Genomic DNA, 17510 nt, shown 5'->3' with positions numbered 1-17510 from the left:
ATTGAAATGAGAAGAATGCCAAAAACGGACATGATGCTGACCAGGGCGGACGACCTGCGCCATCCGCCTTCGATTCAGAATTTTTTGATCAAAGCTTCTGATCGGCGCGCCAGTGGTGATAGTCGATATGGTCGGCCTGGAAATTAGTCGTTTCAGCGTCGCCGGTCAGGCGGTACGCAAGCTGAAACGCAAAATCAAACGCCAGCCCTAATCCTTTGCCGCTGAGTAAGTTGCCGTCTTCTACAAACGACTGATTGACGTAAACACCGTCTTTCACGTCTTTGTATAAATCGCCAGAACAGACATAGCGGCGACCTTTCAGCAGCCCGTTTCCGCCGAGTACGCGCGCGGCAGCGGAGCACAGCGGGCAAATCAGTTTCCCGGCGTCGTCATGACGGCGGACAAATTCCACCACCTCTTTACTGGCCGCCAGCGCCACTGAACCTTCCGGCCCGCCGGGCATGACGACGGCATCGAATAAACGATCCCCCTGCGCGGACAGCAGTTCGTTGGCCTGCATCTGAATGCCGTGATAGGTGCGCAGCGTCAGGCTTTTCTGGCAGGCTAATGTGGTGACCTGAATCTCCAGCCGCTCGAGAATATCGAGCACAATTACCGCTTCACCTTCTTCAAATCCGTCGGCCAGCAGCAGAGCGACCTGCTTTTTCGCGTTGTCCTTTACCATAATGCAAATGTCCTCTGAGGATAAAAATCAGAGGATATAATAAAATGAAACGGTGTTTTGATATTGTGACTGGTATTGCAGACCCGGTTAGAAAACCAGTTGCACTTTCGAGGCTTTGGATTTATCCAGGGCGTATTCCAGCGCTTCCACCAGGCTTTCCTGCTGGAATTCCGCCGACAGCAGCGGCATCGGATCGACAGTTTTATTCGCCAGCCATTCGACCGCCGTGTTGAATTCTTCGGTGAAGCGGAAGCTGCCGACCCAGTTAATTTCTTTGGCAATGAGCATCATCAGCGGGAATTCATTCACCACCGGCCCCATGCCGACCTGAACCAGCGTGCCGCGCGCGCGGGTCACTTCCAGACAACGGCGGATGGAAGACGGATGGCCGGAGGCATCAAAGGAGACATCGAAAAAGCCTTTCTCCGCCTGATATTCACTGAAATCACCCTGTGCGGCGTCCAGCGCTTTACCTGCACCCACCGCCAGTGCCAGCGTGCGGCAACGTTCGCTCGGGTCCGTCACCACGATTTGCGCGGCGCCTTTGGCTTTCGCCGCCAGCACGATCAGGCAACCGATCGGACCGACGCCGGAAACAAACACCGTTTTGCCATGAATATCGCCTGCCTGATTGACGGCATGAATGGCGACGGCCAGCGGCTCGGCGAACACCATCAGACGGTCACTGACCTGATTGTCGTAAGGAATGCACTGGTCGCTGTCGACGATCTTATACTGCGTAAACGCGCCATTGATGTGCGGGAAATACATCGCGCTGCCGAAGAATTTCATGGTGGTGCACTGGTTTTCGTCGCCGGACAGACAGTATTTGCAGGCTTTGCACGGCTTACTCGGGTTCAGCGCCACTTTCTGACCAGGCTGCAAACGCGGGTTATCCGATTTCTCCACCACACCCACCACTTCGTGGCCGAGTACCATCGCCTCGCGCACTTTGAAATCACCCACCGCGCCGTGTTCGTAATAATGCAGATCCGAGCCGCAGATGCCGCCGCGGGTGATTTTCACCAGCGTACCTGCTCCGGTGTAGTCGAGGGTCTGGTTGATCACCGAAACGTCTTTTTTCCCGGTCACGACGCAGGATTGTGTGGCAATAGTCATGGAATTCTCGCTCTTTAAAGGGCCTGATTGCGCCCAGTAAAGAGGGTTTGCCGGTCATAAAATGTGATCGTCGTCACTTTGCGCCGTGTTACGAAAACCTGTTACCCATAACTTGAACGGACTCAACTTTTCCCGGCAGATTTATCACGATTGCGCGCCGGAATGCTGAGGATCAGATGGGTTATCACACCACCGGCCAGCCCCCAGAATGCCGAACCGACTCCCAGCAGCGTGACGCCGGAAGCAGTGATCAGAAACGTAATGACTGCCGCGTCGCGCTGACGCTCATTTTCCAGCGCGCGGTACAGGCTGCCAGCAATGGTGCCGAGCAGCGCCAGCCCGGCGATGGTGTGGATCAGCGCCTCCGGCAACGCAGTAAAGACCATGCCGATGGAACCGCCAAACACGCCCGCAATCAGATAGAAAACGCCTGCCGAGACGGCTGCCATATAGCGTTTTTTGGGATCAGGATGAATATCCTCACCCATACAAATTGCGGCGGTAATGGCGGCGATACAGATGGTAAAACCGCCGAACGGCGCTAAAACTAACGCAGTCAGCGCCGTCCAGGAAATCAGTGGCGAAACAGGCAGATGGTAGCCGTGCGCTTTCAGTGTGGCGATGCCCGGCGCATTCTGTGAGGCCATGGTCACCACAAAAAATGGAATGCCGATGCCGATAATCGAGGAAAGTGTGAAATGCGGCATCACAAACGCCGGTGCGGCGAAGGTCAGCGTCTGACCGTGCAGCGCAATATTCCCCTGTAATGCGGCGACGATCAGCCCGGCAACCAGCGCCATTACCACCGCATAACGCGGCAGGGCGCGTTTTGCCAGCAGATACACCAGACACATGGTCCCTGCGAGGGCAAAATTGCTTTGCAGTGAGGTAAAGGCGTTCAGCCCGAAACGCAACAGAATACCGCCGAGCATCGCCGCTGACAGCGCCTGAGGAATGTAATGCATCAGTCTGGCGAATAAGCCGGTCACGCCACACAGCAGGATCAGCCCGGTGGCAAACACAAATACGCCAATGGCTTCGTTAAGCGAAGTGCCGGGCAGGCTGGTCACCAGCAGCGCCGCACCGGGCGTTGACCAGGCCGTCACCACCGGCGTGCGGTAATACAACGATAGCCCGATGCTGGTAACACCCATGCCCAGCCCGAGCATACTCAGCCAGCCGCCAATCTGCGCTACGCTGGCGCCTGCCGCTTCCGCCGCCTGAAAGATAATCGCGGCGGAGCTGGTATACCCGACTAAAACCGCGACAAATCCGGCGATTACCGCCGAAAACGTTAAATTCTGCAAACTGAGACGCGAGGCCATGGGCGAAATTCCTTCTGGTTAGCGGACGCTGGCGGTATGCTGTTGTGCGTTATAGCGCACATCTGCTGCGCTCAAGATATCACTGTGCGTTATAACGCACAATCGCGATCGGTAAAAACGATTGCCAGAGGAGTCAGGATGCAGGAACTCACCCACCATATTGGCAGCCAGCTGAAAGCCGTGCGCAGCGAACGCGGCTGGAGTCTCAGCCAGACGGCAGAACATACCGGCGTCAGCAAGGCGATGCTCGGGCAAATCGAGCGCGGCGAATCCAGCCCGACCGTCGCGACGCTGTGGAAAATCGCCAGCGGCCTGAATGTTTCGTTCTCGGAATTTCTCGAAACGCCGCCCGCGCAGTCAGCGGCGTTGCATCGCCACGGCTTACTGACTACGTTCAACAGTGACACTTCGGGCATGCGCGTGGTGCCGCTGTTTCCGTTCGATACCACGCTGCGTATGGACATGTTTGTTATCGATCTCGAGCCGGGCGGATGCAGCGAATCCACACCACACGAAGCCGGAGTGATTGAGCATGTGATTGTTATCGAAGGTGAACTGACGCTGACGGTTGACGGCGTGACGCGTGTGCTCAGTGCCGGTGAAGCTTTGCGTTTTGTTGCCGATTGTCCGCACGCTTACCGCAATGAAAGCGGTCATTCCGTGCGTTTCCATGACCTGATACATTATCCGCAGTCACGCCCGTAACGTTTTCATTTCCTGAGGAGAATGCCCGATGAGCCAGCCGCAAGATGTGATGATCCGTCTGTTAACCCCCGCAGACCGCGAAGGTTGGGAAGTGTTATGGCGAGATTATCTGGATTTTTACCAGTCGGAGCTCGATCCGGCGCAATTTGATTACACTTTCCAGCGTTTATCACAGCCTGATTACGCCAGCATGTTTGGCTATGTGGCGGAGTACGAGGGAAAACTGGTCGGGCTGGTGAACTGTATCAATCACGATCATGGCTGGCACATGCAGCAGGTGGTGTATTTGCAGGATTTGTACGTTGACGACTGCGCCCGCAAACTGGGGATCGGGCAAAAACTGATTGAAGCGGTTTATGCTTACGCCGACGAAAACAATAAAGCCAACGTCTACTGGACTACCCAGACCTCAAATCATACTGCCCGCAAACTGTATGATCGTATTGGTACGCTGACCGAATTTATTAAATATTCCCGTTAAGTGGTTTACGCATATTCATTTTCGTCGTGACGTAACCGAGGCTTGCGTACAGCGCCTGCGCACCGGGATTGCTGGCAAAGACATTAAGTTCAATTGCCACACAACCCTGTTCCTGCAGGCGTTCTTCCATCAATCTGAACGCTGCCGCTGCATGACCCTGACGGCGAAATTGCGGATACACCGTCAGTTCGTACACGAACGCGCTGCGCACGCCATAACGTTCCACATTGGCAAACCATAAATAACCCGCTGTTTCGCCGTTCTCTTTGGTTTTAATCTCAAAAAGATACTGATCCGGCGTATCAATACCTTGCGGCAGTGCACTTTGCGTAGAACTGCGAGCCCGTTCCAGCGCGGTATCCGCCTGCCAAAGACCGGCTGTTACGTTCTCTTCTGCATAATCTTTTGCCAGCTGTTCTGCGAAACCCTGGTAAAACGCAGCACTCATCGGCGCTAAAATAGTCATCCTTTCCCTCTGATTTATTTGTTGTTTTCCGGCTTCTTATAAGGCGTGACGTAGCATTCGCTGATGGTGGTGGAATGACTTTCCATCTGCGTGATGATGTAGCCTTTATCGGTCAGCGCCACTGAACTGTAGGGCGTTTCATTATTTTTATCTGAAATCACGTCTTCAAAAGACTGAATGATTTTGGCTTTTTCACTGGCGCGCGTCGGATCATCCATCCCGTCGACCCGGATCATCGCCTGTTTAAACTGATTACGGAATCCTGTTTCCCCCGCCTTGCTTTCAATCACGGCCTTGATGTTCACCGTGATGTCATTACCGAGCAGAAATAAGGTGTTGCTCTGATAAACCAGCACATTCTTGCGTTTCGAAACCACGAAGCCGTTCTCGATAACTTTCATTTTGCTGTTGTTGGCGTAAGTCACATCATCCAGGCAAATGGTTTTATCGCCGACCTTAAACTGGCTGAACCGCGCTTTGATTTCTTTCGGCGTAGATGCCGCCTGCGAGCAGAGCGGTGCAAGCAGCAAAAGAGGTAAGAGCCATGACTTCATAGGAGTTTCCTGAACAGGTGCTGAATCAGCCGACATAACAGCAGTATAGGGAGACGTGCGCAGGATGCGAACGTTTATCTTTGGCGGACCTCATACTTATTCATTGCTACAATGAATAAGTATGAGGTGGGTTGGAGGCGTAAAAATGCCGACTTTATATGTCGTTTTTGGATTTCCGAAGCAGAGATGGAGGCTGTAGTGGGTTGTCGCCGATCTATTAGGCGGTTATGCGTTCATTCCAGATATCTTTATAAATGATATTCCCGTTTACATACTTCCATGTAATGCTTTCATAGCGTAGCTGGATAGTTTCAAAATGTGTCCCAGTCTGGTTGCCTGGGTATAAATTTGGTGCAATGGATGTAACTTTTACATTTTCCAAAATGATATTGAAGTATTCGGCTTCTATTCCCGCCTCAAGAATATGATACATTTTGATTGTAGCAGACTTCAGCGTTTGTCCTTCACTCAGTGCGCGATACAAAAGCGGCGTTGTCCTATCGAATTCTTTTTGCAAGGTGATCGGAGAATGTATTCGTGTCCCTGTTAGTTTACCCGTGTTTCTGTCGGCTGGGATATGCATATTATGAGTCACTGATTTTAACTCTATCGCCCCTTCTCTGCCTGAAACCAACGAACCACCAACAATGGGCGAACCATCTACTCCGGTTAGAAATAAATATGCTGGATTTGACATGAAATATCCTTATTTTTAATGTTTAGTTATCTTGTGGGTAATATTTATCGACTAGTTTACCAATAATCCATATGACAAATACCATAGCTGAAATGGCGAGCAATCTCTCCAGCCAGGTATCAAAATAAAATACAAAGAATAACGAAAACCAGACTGATGCACCGCCAAGGATAGCGCCTATTTGACCTACTGCAGCATTTGCAGCTTTCTTCATAAAACTGGGTTTCTTATCCACTTATCCACGGCCTCCAACTTTTGAATCTACAATTTTTAGGATCTTATCAAACGCGGGAGAGCCTTGTTGGTGTCGAACATACAGGGCGTCAACAAAAGGTGACAGGGCAGGCTCGAACAGGAAATAAAGCAGATCATAATCTTTTAACCGCAAAATAGCGTAGAGTTCAGGCACTTCCACGCTCAGCTTTTCTGATGCCCGAATGCAGCGTTCTTTCATTCCTCCGACTAATAATATGTTTCCAATGACCCCGCCTCTTACTTTCACAAAAAAGCTTGTTCCTTGAGCTATCGCGATAGCAACTTTCCCGGCAATAACTGTATTAGTTGCAGTTCTGCCGACAACTGAGAAAACAGATCGGCTGTATGTTTTGTTTTGTTCGCTTTCTGAAACGTATTTATTGAAATCGTTAAGTATAGTTTGTATCGCGTCCGTAATCCGATCATGTTCCAGTATTCCACGTTTAATCGCTTCTATTATTCTTATTGTTTCTGTTTCATGCGCGTGGTATGAATCTGTATCGAAAAAACCATATGCAAGATATCCAAGATCAACTGGCACGGAAAGTATTCCATGTACCAAACCAATAGCTGAATCAGGGGAAATAATTATGTCGGCAATGCGCTGTGCTATCTCTTCTGAATTATCCATAAGACGCCCTTTGAAGTCCGTTTGTTTGGCGGTTTTTTAGAGGATATATTGACTTAAGCCAAATGACAATGGTTAAAAAACGTGCGAAAGTTTGGTGCGGAAAATATCTTGTTTAATCAGTTTCTCAAAATTAGCTTAATGTATAAGATGATGTACGCATTCTTTAGAATGAGAAAATTTGCCCGTATCCCAACAACTCCACTCGGGTTTATCATCTGAATGAGTTTTTAACGACACCTCCCTCTTTCTGCGCTATGTTTTTCTTCCTTTGTTTTATTTCTTTCAGGAGTTTGCCATGAGCCAGCCTTCGCTGATTTTGTATTCCGATGCCAATTTTTTCAGCCCATACGTGATGTCCGCTTTTGTCGCGCTGACCGAAAAAGGCATTCCCTTTGAACTGGAAAAGGTAGATCTGGCTAACGCGGAAAACCTGAAGGAAAATTATTCGGCGATTTCCGTCACCCGCCGCGTACCGACATTAACCAATGGCACGTTTGTGTTATCCGAGTCTTCTGCGATTGATGAATATGTCGAAGAGTTGTTCCCTGCGCCCACGTTCCCGGCCATTTACCCGGCTGACCCTGAAAACCGTGCCAAGGCCCGTGAAGTACAGGCATGGCTGCGCAGCGATCTGATGCCTATTCGCGAAGAGCGTTCAACGGAAGTGGTGTTTGCCGGTGCGAAACGTCCGGCGCTCAGTGCAAGCGGACAGCAGGCGGCTGAAAAATTGTATGCCGCCGCCGCGTTTTTACTGGGCGACAAAGAATATTTATTTGGCGAATGGTGTATTGCGGACGTGGATCTGGCGCTGATGCTTAATCGTCTGCATCTGAACGGCGATCCGCTGCCGGAGAAACTGGCCGCTTACGCAGAGGCGCAATGGCAGCGGCCATCGGTGAAGGAATGGCTGGCGCTTTCAGCTTAACGTTTTTGTCAGAAAGAACCGCGTATGCGTCGAGGGCGCATCGTCCGGCGCGCGGGAATCAGGGATGTAATCCTCCAGCGCCATTTGCATGCTATAGCCCATACGTTCGTAGAAAGGCCGCGCCTGGAAACTGAACGTATCAACCAGCGAGTAACGGCAACCCCGGGCTTTGGCTTCCTCTTCCGCTTCCCTGATGAGCTGCGTGCCGACATCTTTGCCGCGCAGCGTTTCATCGACCCACAGCATCTTTATGTACATCCAGTAGCCGACGGTTTCAGCCACGATACCGCCCAGTTTCTTGCCATTTTCATCTTCCACGAAAATGCCTAACTCGCGGAAGGTCGGTTTCGGGATAAAGTTTCTGTTGAAATCCCGCAGTGCCGTTTTGATCTCCTCGAGATCGCTTTCGGTCGGGGCATGGGTGAGACGAGTCTTCATGACATTTTTCCTTTTTCCGTTAACGTTTTGTCGTAGCGAGGCGAACTGCAAAAGCGATAAACACGGTGCCGGTGAGCCGGTCCAGCGTTCTGACCACTGCCGGACGGCGCAACCAGCGCGACAGCGGGCGGGTGGCTGAAATCATGGTGACCGACCATAACGTCCCGATCACCGCATGCATGGCGGCGAGGCCGAAAATGTACGGCCCGACCGGATAGCCGGTGGCGACGAACTGCGGCAGGAAAGAGACATAAAACACACCGACTTTCGGGTTAAGCACGTTGCCAAAAAGGCCTTTAACGAACGGCGAGTTCCCGATGCGTAAGGCGGTGCGGCGGCTTTGTGGCGCATCCATGTTCATTTCGTTGCGGGGTTTGAACAACATCTGCAGGCCGAGCCAGGCCAGATACGCGGCACCGATCCATTTCAAGACATTGAAGGCGATTTCAGAGGCGGCGAGCACGGCACCGAGGCCAAGTGCTACCATCGCGCCCCAGACCAGACAACCGGTGCTGATGCCAAAAGCGGTGGACAGCGCCTTTTTACTGCCCTGACTGGCGGCAGTGCGCAGCACCAGTGCGGTATCGAGACCGGGGGTGAGGGTTAAAATGCCAGCGGCAAGCGCGTAAGAAAGCAGGGATTCGGTAACGGTCATTGGCTTTTCCTGATGAGCGAAAAAACCAGAATAGTGAAGCGGACGGCAGAGATGCAATCGCGAATTTAAATGAAATTCGGCATAAAAATACTGGCAAATAAAAAAGCCTGTGGAAGTCGGGCTTCCACAGGCTTTTCAGAGGGTTTTCGCGCAGACGATTATTTGTAGATTTCAGCGTCAGCGTGCAGTTTGTTGTTCCCGGTTACGGAGATGATGCGGTAAGAAGAGGCACCGGCATCTTTCGCTTGTTGTGAAAGTTTCGCTTCCAGGCCACTGATGGAGGTGGAGTTGGCGGCGGAAATCACCCCAATTTTCTGCATGTCACTTGATGGCTGAGTAATCTGCTGAGCCGCGAAGCTGCCGAAAGAAATCAGGGAAAGGGTTGCAGCTACAGCAAAAATTTTGACGTTTTTCATGATGATTTATCCATTCAGGTTATGAGAGTGAAAGGTGGTTGCCTTTCGATGAATGTATAATAGGCGTGATACCCGGAGATGAAAAACGGATTGATTTGAGTATCTTGTTCAAAATATTTGGCCTACTTTTTACGCAATTTTACGTGCGAATGCGGGTAGCTGACGAAACCGCATTCGTGCTGACACAGCCTGAAACTGCCTTAGGTTTCTCTGCATTTCTTCCCTTCCTGCTGATTTTGGGCGGTTTTGTAGAAAGGGTGCTAGACTTTATCTGCAGTTCAAGAAGAGGGCGTTCGTGCAAAACACACGTTCTGCTCGCAGAGCCTGAAACGTTCTGCTCTTGTTTGGCTAATTTGGCTGAACAATATTCACGGTAACGGAAATTTATTCGGAGGAGTCGAAAATGGGAATTTTATCCTGGATTATCTTTGGTCTGATTGCAGGTATTCTGGCGAAATGGATCATGCCGGGCAAAGATGGCGGCGGATTCATTCTGACCGTAGTCCTGGGTGTGGTAGGTGCCGTTGTGGGTGGTTATATCAGTACTTTCTTCGGTTTTGGTCGCGTAGACGGATTCAACTTCGGCAGCTTCGTGGTCGCCGTGATTGGTGCGATCGTCGTACTGTTTATCTACCGTAAAGTCAGAAGCTAAGGTGTCGACCTTAGGTTGAGATGTGAAAAGCCGCGCAAGTCGCGGCTTTTTTGTGTCTGTTAATCACTCCACCGGCGACGTCGGCAACCGTACGATGTCCTGATTTTCATTGCCCATCCAGTAAACGCCTTCCTTCGCCCAGAACGGCCCTTCGATAAAGTCGAGCAGGTCGGAATACTCTTCGTAAAATTGTTTGCCGTCGCGGTTGTAGACACGCATATAGCCGGAATAATGCCCGCCGTCGCCCGGCATGGTCATGCGCGGAATAAATTCGAAAGTTTTATACTCGCGCACCACATATTGTTTGTTCGGACTCCACTGCTCGGAGACGAGTTTCCCTTGTTTCCACCACTGATGGCCTGCGGCGATCACCGCCAACAGCACCGCCAGCATGATCCAGCGCTTGCGCTGACGCATCAGGGCTTCCTGACTTTTGATTTTGGGCATTAACGTAACTCTGTATTTTTACGCGGACGTCCGCCTTTTTTACCATTTTCCCGGCTGGCACTGGCTTTAACCGCGCTGCGCATGGCACCGTTAATTGAGGCAACAATTTTCTGTAAGTCGCTGGCATCAAATAGAATTTTTGCAAGTAATCCCGGCAGGTAAATATCCACATCACAGGCCGGAATACGCAGTGCTTTGCTGAAACCATCGACTGCTGCGGTGTTCAGTTGTTCCTGCGTTGCGTGCTGAAGTTCTTCAATCAAATCAATGTTAATAAGATACCCGACGCCGTTGCCGTGCATGATCATAAAAGCATGTTGTTCAGGACGGTATTCGACCGAAACAGGGAGGGAAGGGTCATTAGCCGTTTGCTCCCCGCGTTTTAACGCCGCATCAAATCGTGTCATTGGTGCCATGGATCTTCTCCCATTCAGCATTGAGCGTGACGATATTTGCTTCTAAATAACGAAACAAAGCTTTGATCTCCGCGTCGTAAATGAACATGGTGCGGCAGGTGATCATGGCTGTAAACCATAATCAACCATCCTGAAAAGCGGAGAATTGTGGGCATGAGTTTATCCATAAACCTAGCAGTTAGGTTTATGGTAGACCTGAAGGGATGAATTAGCGAGCGTTACTTTATCAGGGACTAAATCGCCACCAGCCCGCGCACGCCTTCCGCCTCCATTTCTGTCCCGCGCCCGCGTTTCACAATGCTGCCGCGCGACATCACCAGATAGCTGTCGGCCAGTTCGGCGGCGAAATCGTAGAATTGTTCGACCAGCAGGATCGCCATGTCTCCCCGGGCGGCGAGCTGTTTGATCACCGCACCGATTTCCTTAATCACCGACGGCTGAATGCCTTCGGTCGGTTCGTCGAGGATCAGGAGATTCGGTTTGCAGGCCAGCGCACGGCCAATCGCCAGTTGTTGCTGCTGGCCGCCGGACAAATCACCGCCGCGGCGATGCTTCATTTCCAGCAGGATCGGGAACAGATGATAGATTTCATCCGGCACCTGTTTAGCATTGCTGCCGGAAAAACGCGACAGCCCCATCAGCAGATTTTCTTCCACGGTCAGACGCGGAAAAATTTCGCGTCCCTGCGGGACATAGGCAATTCCCGCCTGTACACGCTGGTGCGGTTTGCGGGAATTGATCACCTGATCCTGCCAGGTGATGGTGCCGGATTTCGCCGGTATCAGCCCCATCAGGCATTTGAGCAGCGTGGTTTTTCCGACGCCATTACGCCCGAGCAGGCACGTCACTTCGCCGATTTTTGCCTCAAAAGACAGGCCGCGCAGAATGTGGCTGCCGCCGTAAAACTGATTCAGTTCATTTACCTGCAACATAATGCGACTCCTCAGCGCCCTAAATACACGTCGATAACCTGCTCGTTGGCCTGCACTTCACGCAGCGAGCCTTCAGCCAGTACCTGACCCTGATGCAGTACGGTGACGTGGTCAGCGATGGTTTCCACAAACCCCATATCGTGCTCGACCACCATCAGCGAATGCCTGCCAGCCAGTTGTTTGAACAGTTCTGCGGTGTATTCGGTTTCGGCATCGGTCATGCCTGCCGCCGGTTCATCGAGCAGTAACAGATGCGGTTCCTGCACCAGCAACATACCGATTTCCAGAAACTGTTTCTGACCGTGCGAAAGCAGGCCCGCCGGTCGGTGGCGCTCAGCGGCGAGGCGCAGCGTGCCAAGCATTTCATCGATACGGTCACGCTGCTCGCTGTTCATTTTTGCGCGCAGACACGCCCATACCGATTTATTGGTTTTCTGCGCGATTTCCAGATTTTCGAATACCGTCAGCGCTTCAAATACCGTCGGTTTCTGGAATTTCCGCCCGATGCCTGACTGCGCAATCTGCACCGGATCCAGTTTCGTCAAATCGGTACGCTGGTCGTAAAAAACACGGCCACTTTGCGGTCGGGTTTTGCCGGTGATCACGTCCATCAGCGTGGTTTTCCCCGCGCCGTTCGGGCCGATCACGCAGCGTAGTTCGCCGACGCCGATGTTCAGCGACAAATTGGTCAGCGCCTTAAACCCGTCAAAGCTGACGTTGATGTTTTCCAGTTGCAAAATCGGGTCAGTTTGTTCGCGGTGCCGGTCCGCCCGCTGCGGCTGGGTAAACAGGTCTTCGGTCATGGTCATCAGGATTTCCTCTTGCGCAGCAGGCCAATCACACCTTGTGGCAGGAACAGCGTCACCAGAATAAACATGCCGCCGAGCACAAATTGCCAGTATTCGGGAATGGCGACGGTGAACCAGCTTTTCGCGCCGTTGACGATGCCTGCGCCAATAACCGGGCCGATCAGCGTGCCGCGTCCGCCGAGTGCCACCCAGATGGCGGCTTCGATAGAGTTGGTCGGCGACATTTCGCCCGGGTTGATAATGCCGACCTGCGGCACGTACAGCGCACCCGCCAGGCCGCACAGCATGGCGGAAATCGTCCAGACGAACAGCTTGAAACCTTTCGGATCGTAACCGCAGAAAATCAGCCGGTTCTCAGCGTCACGCACTGCCGTCAGCACGCGGCCATATTTACTTCTCGCCAGCGCAAAGCCCAGCGCCAGGCTGGCGACCAGTACCAGAACCGTGGCCAGAAATAGTCCCACGCGGGTGCCGGTGGCGGTGACCGGAAAGCCGAGCAGGGTAGTAAAACCGGTGAAACCGTTATTGCCACCAAAACCGGTTTCATTGCGGAAAAACAGCAACATACCGGCGTACGTCAGCGCCTGCGTCATGATCGAAAAGTACACGCCTTTGATTTTAGAGCGGAAGGCGAAATAGCCGAACACAAACGCCAGCGCGCCGGGCACCAGCACGATCAGGCACAGTGCCCAGGCGAAATGCTGCGTACCTGCCCAGAACCACGGCAGTTCGGTCCACGACAGAAACGACATAAAGTCCGGCAATCCGCTGCCTGCGGCCTGCCGCATTAAATACATGCCCATCGCATAACCGCCGAGGGCGAAAAACAGCCCGTGGCCGAGCGACAGCAAACCGGCATAACCCCAGACCAGATCGAGCGCGATCGCCACGATCGCATAACAGAGGATCTTGCCGATCAGCGTCAGCGTGTACGTGGAGATCGCCAGCGGATTACTGGCGGGCAACAGCGCCAGAAACGGCATCACAATCAGGAAGATGAGCACCAGCGTGCCCACCGAAATCGCAATCTTCGGCGCTTTTTGTACGCCGGTAATCGTCAGAGGCTGGCTCATCAGTCAATCACCCTGCCTTTGAAGGCGAAGAGTCCCTGAGGACGTTTCTGAATAAACAGGATAATCAGCGCAAGGATCAGGATTTTCCCCAGTACTGCGCCGATTTCCGGCTCAAGAATTTTGTTCACGATGCCCAGACCAAAGGCCGCCACCACGGTGCCCGCCAGTTGTCCGACACCGCCAAGCACCACGACTAAGAAGGAGTCGATGATGTAGCCCTGACCGAGTTCCGGGCCGACGTTACTGAGCTGCGATAATGCCACGCCGCCTAAACCGGCAATGCCGGAACCAAGGCCGAACGCCAGCATATCGACGCGCCCGGTGGGCACCCCACAGCAGGCCGCCATGGCGCGGTTCTGGGTGACGGCGCGTACGTTCATGCCCAGCCGGGTTTTATTGAGCAGCAGCCAGGTCAGGCCGAGCACCAGCAACACGAAGATGATCACTGCGATGCGGTTGTACGGCAGCACCAGATTCGGCAGCAACTGAATACCGCCGGAGAGCCAGCCGGGATTCGCCACTTCGACGTTCTGTGCACCAAACAGCATACGTACGCCCTGAATAAGGATCAGGCTGATGCCCCAGGTCGCCAGCAGGGTTTCCAGCGGGCGACCGTATAAATGGCGGATGACCGTGCGCTCCAGTGCCATGCCAATCCCCGCCGTAATGAAAAAGGCCACCGGCAGTGCCACCAGCGGATACAGCGCCAGCAGGCCAGGGGCATAATGCTGAAACAGCGACTGCACCATGTAAGTCGAGTAAGAGCCGAGCATTAACATCTCACCGTGTGCCATGTTAATTACACCCAGCAAACCGTATGTGATCGCCAGTCCGAGTGCGGCCAGCAGCAGAATCGAGCCGAGCGATAAGCCGGTAAACGCCTGACCCAGTAAATCGCCAATCATCAGGCGATGCTGCACCGCTTTCAGGCTGGCGAGCGCGGCATTACGCACCGTGGCATCAGGCTCGGTTTTCGGATCCGTCAGGCTTTGCAGGCGGCCCTGAGTATCCGGATCGCCCGACGTGCCGAGCAGTTCAACGGCTTTCAGGCGCACCTGCGGACTGGCATCAGCCAGTTGTAAATTTGCCAGCGCGATGGAAAGGGCGTCGTGAACGGTGCTGTCTTTTTCCTGTTCAAGACGACGGGTCAGCAGCGGCAACTGATCGGCCTGCGCTTCGCGCTGTAAGGCTTTGGCAGCCTGTAAACGGACCGCGCTGTCGGTGCTCACCAGACGGTGTGCGGAAAGCGCATTGGCAATCAGAATACGCAGGCGGTTGTTCAGCCAGACTTTTTTGGTGTCACCCTGCGGTTTAACGTCGCCTTCCAGCGGCGTCAGCTGATCGCCATTTTGCGCAAATGCATGTTTCGCTTCGTCGATGACGACGTTTTCCTGCTTCAGTGCCTCGAGCAGTGGCAGCCTTTCCGGCTGCGGGTCTGCCGCCCATTGCTGTAATAACGTGGCCTGCTGGCTGCGGCTGGCGGCAGCAAAGTCATTCGCCGCACCCGCCTCTGCCAGCAACGGAAGGCAACAAAGCAGGAAAAGCAGTGATCGGATGAGGATTCTCATAATGTTCTCGCCGCATAAAGTTGATGCTGGTTTGCTCCTCCCCCTGCGAAGGGGGAGGCGGGGAGGGGGTTTTGCAAACAACACAGTTGCCATTAATACCCCACCCCAGCCCTCCCCTTCGCAGGGGAGGGAGCCGACCGGTTTACTCTTCAACCCCTTCGCAAGAAGGAGCTAAAACAATCAGTTAGTCGTTTTTACCGGGGTATCTGGCTTTTTATCGTTACCCGCGATGTACGGGCTCCACGGCTGGGCGCGGATTGGTTTGTCGGTCTGCCAGACCACGTTGAACTGACCGTTGGATTCGATTTCGCCGATCATTACCGGTTTGTGCAGGTGATGATTGGTTTTATCCATGGTCAGCGTGAAGCCGGACGGCGCAGCGAAGGTCTGTCCGGCCATCGCGGCGCGGACTTTATCCACATCCGTCGTACCGGCTTTTTCCACCGCCTGCGCCCACATATGGATGCCGACATAGGTTGCCTCCATCGGGTCGTTGGTCACCGCGTTATCGGCGTTTGGCAGTTTGTGCGCCTTCGCGTAAGCCTTCCATTCAGCCACGAATTTCTTGTTGGTCGGGTTATCAACCGACTGGAAGTAGTTCCACGCTGCAAGGTCACCGACCAGTGGTTTGGTGTCGATACCGCGCAGTTCTTCTTCACCGACCGAGAACGCCACCACCGGCACATCCGTCGCTTTCACGCCCTGATTCGCCAGCTCTTTGTAGAACGGCACGTTGGAATCGCCGTTGATGGTGGAGATCACCGCAGTTTTGCCGCCAGCGGAGAATTTCTTAATGTTGGAGACGATGGTCTGATAATCGCTGTAACCGAACGGCGTATAGACTTCTTCGATGTCGCTGTCTTTCACGCCTTTGGAATGCAGGAAGGCGCGCAGAATTTTGTTGGTGGTACGCGGATAGACATAATCGGTGCCGAGCAGGAAGAAGCGTTTGGCCGCACCGCCGTCTTCACTCATCAGGTATTCCACTGCCGGGATCGCCTGTTGGTTAGGCGCGGCACCGGTGTAGAACACGTTTGGCGACATTTCTTCGCCTTCGTACTGCACCGGATAGAACAGCAGGCCGTTCAGTTCTTCAAACACCGGCAGCACAGATTTACGCGACACCGACGTCCAGCAACCAAACACCACCGCGACTTTATCCTGCGTCAGCAACTGGCGGGCTTTCTCCGCGAACAGCGGCCAGTTGGAGGCCGGATCGACCACCACCGGCTCGAGCTTTTTGCCGAGCACGCCACCTTTGGCGTTGATGTCGTCAATGGTCATCAGCGCGATGTCTTTCAGCGGAGTTTCTGAAATGGCCATGGTGCCGGAAAGCGAATGCATAATACCGACTTTGATGGTCTCGGCTGCCTGCGCGCTCCAGGCTAAGCCCATGCTGACTACGGTAGCGGAAAGAGCAAAGGCTTTAATAAAACGTCGACGTTGCATAGATGTACCCTCTGAAGAAAAGTTAAGAGAACGCTGGTATGTAGAAAGTCGAAAAAACATTTAAAAAAGTCATGACGGGTTGCCCTCGTCACTCTCCGCCCTGGCCCGGTGCAACATGTGCAGAGTAATTTTGCGTACCTCGGCCTTACTGACGGCAATATGATCGTGTAACTGGCGCTGTGCCTCCTCGGTTTGTTGTTGGATGATGGCGAGCAAAATGCTCGCGTGTTCTTTATAGGTGGCGTTAACCCGCTCACCTTTGGTGAAATCCAGCCGCCGGATGATGCGGATTTTCTCCGTCAGCTCGCGGTGGATTCGCGCCATTTCGGCATTACCCGCCGCGGCCACCAGCGTCATGTGAAACTCCTCGTCATAACGCGAGACCACCTGACCATCTTGCAGTTGCGGCTGATCGATCCAGAACGCTTTCAGTTCAGCCAGTTGTAAGGGCTGAGCGGCTGGCGGCAACGCACACAGACGTTTCACCGCTTCCAGTTCCAGCACGATACGCAGATCGTACAACTGCTCGAAAAAGTCGAAATCGAACGGGCGAACCTGCCAGCCACTGCGGAAAAACACTTCGACATAGCCTTCATGTTCCAGCCAGAACAGCGCCTGACGGACCGGTGTGCGGCTGACTTCCATGCGGTCAGCGATGTCGTTTTCGCTGAACCGGTCACCGGGCAGCAGGCGGAAGCTGAAAATGTCATCTTTCAGCTGCTGATAAATGCGTTCCGCCAGCCCTTCCGGGCGGCTTTTACTGCGTGAAGATTTAGGTCCCGTGAGTTGCATGAAATATTCCCTGTTGTTCC

Annotated in this window: 23 protein-coding genes; 4 read left to right on the top strand and 19 right to left on the bottom strand. The window is 53.2% G+C overall.

What is annotated here, in order from left to right:
• Positions 1–88: 88 nt before the first annotated feature.
• From EX31_RS05725 to EX31_RS05715, 3 genes are all read right to left on the bottom strand, one after another.
• A complete protein-coding gene (locus EX31_RS05725) occupies positions 89–685 on the bottom strand; it encodes a DJ-1/PfpI family protein (protein WP_013573406.1) in 597 nt (198 codons plus the stop codon).
• A gap of 87 nt (positions 686–772) precedes the next feature.
• Positions 773–1804, bottom strand: coding sequence for an L-idonate 5-dehydrogenase (idnD, locus tag EX31_RS05720; RefSeq protein WP_037033846.1), 1032 nt, complete (start codon positions 1802–1804; stop codon positions 773–775).
• Between the two features lie 122 nt (positions 1805–1926).
• On the bottom strand, positions 1927–3129 hold the full coding sequence (locus EX31_RS05715) for a benzoate/H(+) symporter BenE family transporter (protein WP_037033845.1): 1203 nt from the start codon (positions 3127–3129) through the stop codon (positions 1927–1929).
• 138 nt (positions 3130–3267) lie between these two features.
• Here EX31_RS05715 and EX31_RS05710 point away from each other — a divergent pair, with 138 nt between their 5' ends.
• Entirely contained in the window at positions 3268–3834 is a 567-nt protein-coding gene (locus EX31_RS05710; RefSeq protein ID WP_013573409.1) for a helix-turn-helix domain-containing protein, read from the top strand.
• A 28-nt stretch (positions 3835–3862) separates the two neighbouring features.
• On the top strand, positions 3863–4315 hold the full coding sequence (locus EX31_RS05705) for a GNAT family N-acetyltransferase (RefSeq protein ID WP_037033844.1): 453 nt from the start codon (positions 3863–3865) through the stop codon (positions 4313–4315).
• On the opposite strand, the gene EX31_RS05700 is transcribed toward EX31_RS05705, so the two are convergent.
• The 5 genes from EX31_RS05700 to EX31_RS05680 all read right to left on the bottom strand — a co-directional run bounded on the left by EX31_RS05700 (position 4299) and on the right by EX31_RS05680 (position 6918).
• The gene (locus EX31_RS05700) at positions 4299–4781 is read right to left on the bottom strand and encodes a GNAT family N-acetyltransferase (RefSeq protein WP_037033842.1); all 483 of its coding nucleotides are present in this window, start codon (positions 4779–4781) and stop codon (positions 4299–4301) included. The two genes, EX31_RS05705 and EX31_RS05700, sit on opposite strands and share 17 nt — an antisense overlap.
• A 14-nt stretch (positions 4782–4795) precedes the next feature.
• A complete protein-coding gene (locus EX31_RS05695; RefSeq protein WP_037033841.1) occupies positions 4796–5335 on the bottom strand; it encodes a hypothetical protein in 540 nt (179 codons plus the stop codon).
• A gap of 217 nt (positions 5336–5552) precedes the next feature.
• On the bottom strand, positions 5553–6032 hold the full coding sequence (locus tag EX31_RS05690; protein WP_037033840.1) for an Hcp family type VI secretion system effector: 480 nt from the start codon (positions 6030–6032) through the stop codon (positions 5553–5555).
• A gap of 22 nt (positions 6033–6054) precedes the next feature.
• A complete protein-coding gene (locus EX31_RS05685; protein ID WP_037033839.1) occupies positions 6055–6246 on the bottom strand; it encodes a hypothetical protein in 192 nt (63 codons plus the stop codon).
• Between the two features lie 21 nt (positions 6247–6267).
• Positions 6268–6918, bottom strand: coding sequence for a hypothetical protein (locus EX31_RS05680; protein WP_037033838.1), 651 nt, complete (start codon positions 6916–6918; stop codon positions 6268–6270).
• A 295-nt stretch (positions 6919–7213) separates the two neighbouring features.
• Between EX31_RS05680 and yfcF the strand changes: the two genes are divergently transcribed.
• A complete protein-coding gene (gene yfcF, locus EX31_RS05675; protein WP_013573413.1) occupies positions 7214–7843 on the top strand; it encodes a glutathione transferase in 630 nt (209 codons plus the stop codon).
• Here the strand turns inward: yfcF and EX31_RS05670 are convergent.
• The 3 genes from EX31_RS05670 to EX31_RS05660 form a co-directional block, all read right to left on the bottom strand.
• The gene (locus tag EX31_RS05670; protein ID WP_037033837.1) at positions 7835–8281 is read right to left on the bottom strand and encodes a GNAT family N-acetyltransferase; all 447 of its coding nucleotides are present in this window, start codon (positions 8279–8281) and stop codon (positions 7835–7837) included. The genes yfcF and EX31_RS05670 overlap by 9 nt on opposite strands.
• 19 nt (positions 8282–8300) lie before the next feature.
• Complete coding sequence (locus EX31_RS05665; RefSeq protein ID WP_013573415.1) at positions 8301–8936, bottom strand: LysE family translocator; 636 nt, start codon at positions 8934–8936, stop codon at positions 8301–8303.
• Between the two features lie 158 nt (positions 8937–9094).
• Positions 9095–9352: a multiple stress resistance protein BhsA gene (locus EX31_RS05660; protein ID WP_013573416.1), complete on the bottom strand. Its 258-nt coding sequence runs from the start codon at positions 9350–9352 to the stop codon at positions 9095–9097.
• Between the two features lie 403 nt (positions 9353–9755).
• Between EX31_RS05660 and EX31_RS05655 the strand changes: the two genes are divergently transcribed.
• Positions 9756–10004, top strand: coding sequence for a GlsB/YeaQ/YmgE family stress response membrane protein (locus tag EX31_RS05655; protein ID WP_013573417.1), 249 nt, complete (start codon positions 9756–9758; stop codon positions 10002–10004).
• A 63-nt stretch (positions 10005–10067) separates the two neighbouring features.
• Here EX31_RS05655 and EX31_RS05650 read toward each other — a convergent pair whose 3' ends face one another.
• The 8 genes from EX31_RS05650 to EX31_RS05615 all read right to left on the bottom strand — a co-directional run bounded on the left by EX31_RS05650 (position 10068) and on the right by EX31_RS05615 (position 17490).
• A complete protein-coding gene (locus EX31_RS05650) occupies positions 10068–10451 on the bottom strand; it encodes a hypothetical protein (protein ID WP_037033836.1) in 384 nt (127 codons plus the stop codon).
• Entirely contained in the window at positions 10451–10867 is a 417-nt protein-coding gene (locus tag EX31_RS05645) for a DUF2442 domain-containing protein (RefSeq protein ID WP_037033834.1), read from the bottom strand. The genes EX31_RS05650 and EX31_RS05645 overlap by 1 nt, the downstream gene beginning before the upstream one ends.
• A 233-nt stretch (positions 10868–11100) precedes the next feature.
• Positions 11101–11799: an urea ABC transporter ATP-binding subunit UrtE gene (gene urtE, locus EX31_RS05640; protein WP_013573420.1), complete on the bottom strand. Its 699-nt coding sequence runs from the start codon at positions 11797–11799 to the stop codon at positions 11101–11103.
• Positions 11800–11810: 11 nt separating this feature from the next.
• Positions 11811–12608: an urea ABC transporter ATP-binding protein UrtD gene (gene urtD / locus EX31_RS05635; RefSeq protein ID WP_013573421.1), complete on the bottom strand. Its 798-nt coding sequence runs from the start codon at positions 12606–12608 to the stop codon at positions 11811–11813.
• Entirely contained in the window at positions 12608–13681 is a 1074-nt protein-coding gene (urtC, locus tag EX31_RS05630; RefSeq protein WP_013573422.1) for an urea ABC transporter permease subunit UrtC, read from the bottom strand. The genes urtD and urtC overlap by 1 nt, the downstream gene beginning before the upstream one ends.
• Positions 13681–15249 carry an urea ABC transporter permease subunit UrtB gene (gene urtB / locus EX31_RS05625; protein ID WP_037033832.1) on the bottom strand — a complete coding sequence of 523 codons (1569 nt, stop codon included), beginning with the start codon at positions 15247–15249 and terminating at the stop codon, positions 13681–13683. Before urtB ends, urtC begins: the two co-directional genes overlap by 1 nt.
• 180 nt (positions 15250–15429) lie before the next feature.
• Entirely contained in the window at positions 15430–16698 is a 1269-nt protein-coding gene (gene urtA, locus EX31_RS05620; protein WP_013573424.1) for an urea ABC transporter substrate-binding protein, read from the bottom strand.
• 69 nt (positions 16699–16767) lie between these two features.
• Positions 16768–17490 carry a GntR family transcriptional regulator gene (locus EX31_RS05615; protein WP_013573425.1) on the bottom strand — a complete coding sequence of 241 codons (723 nt, stop codon included), beginning with the start codon at positions 17488–17490 and terminating at the stop codon, positions 16768–16770.
• Positions 17491–17510 lie beyond the last annotated feature (20 nt).

It is taken from the genome of Rahnella sp. WP5, from assembly GCF_000745615.1.
GTDB lineage: Bacteria > Pseudomonadota > Gammaproteobacteria > Enterobacterales > Enterobacteriaceae > Rahnella > Rahnella aceris.
Note: the sequence above shows the minus strand (reverse complement) of the source record. Positions and strands in the feature narration are given on the sequence as shown.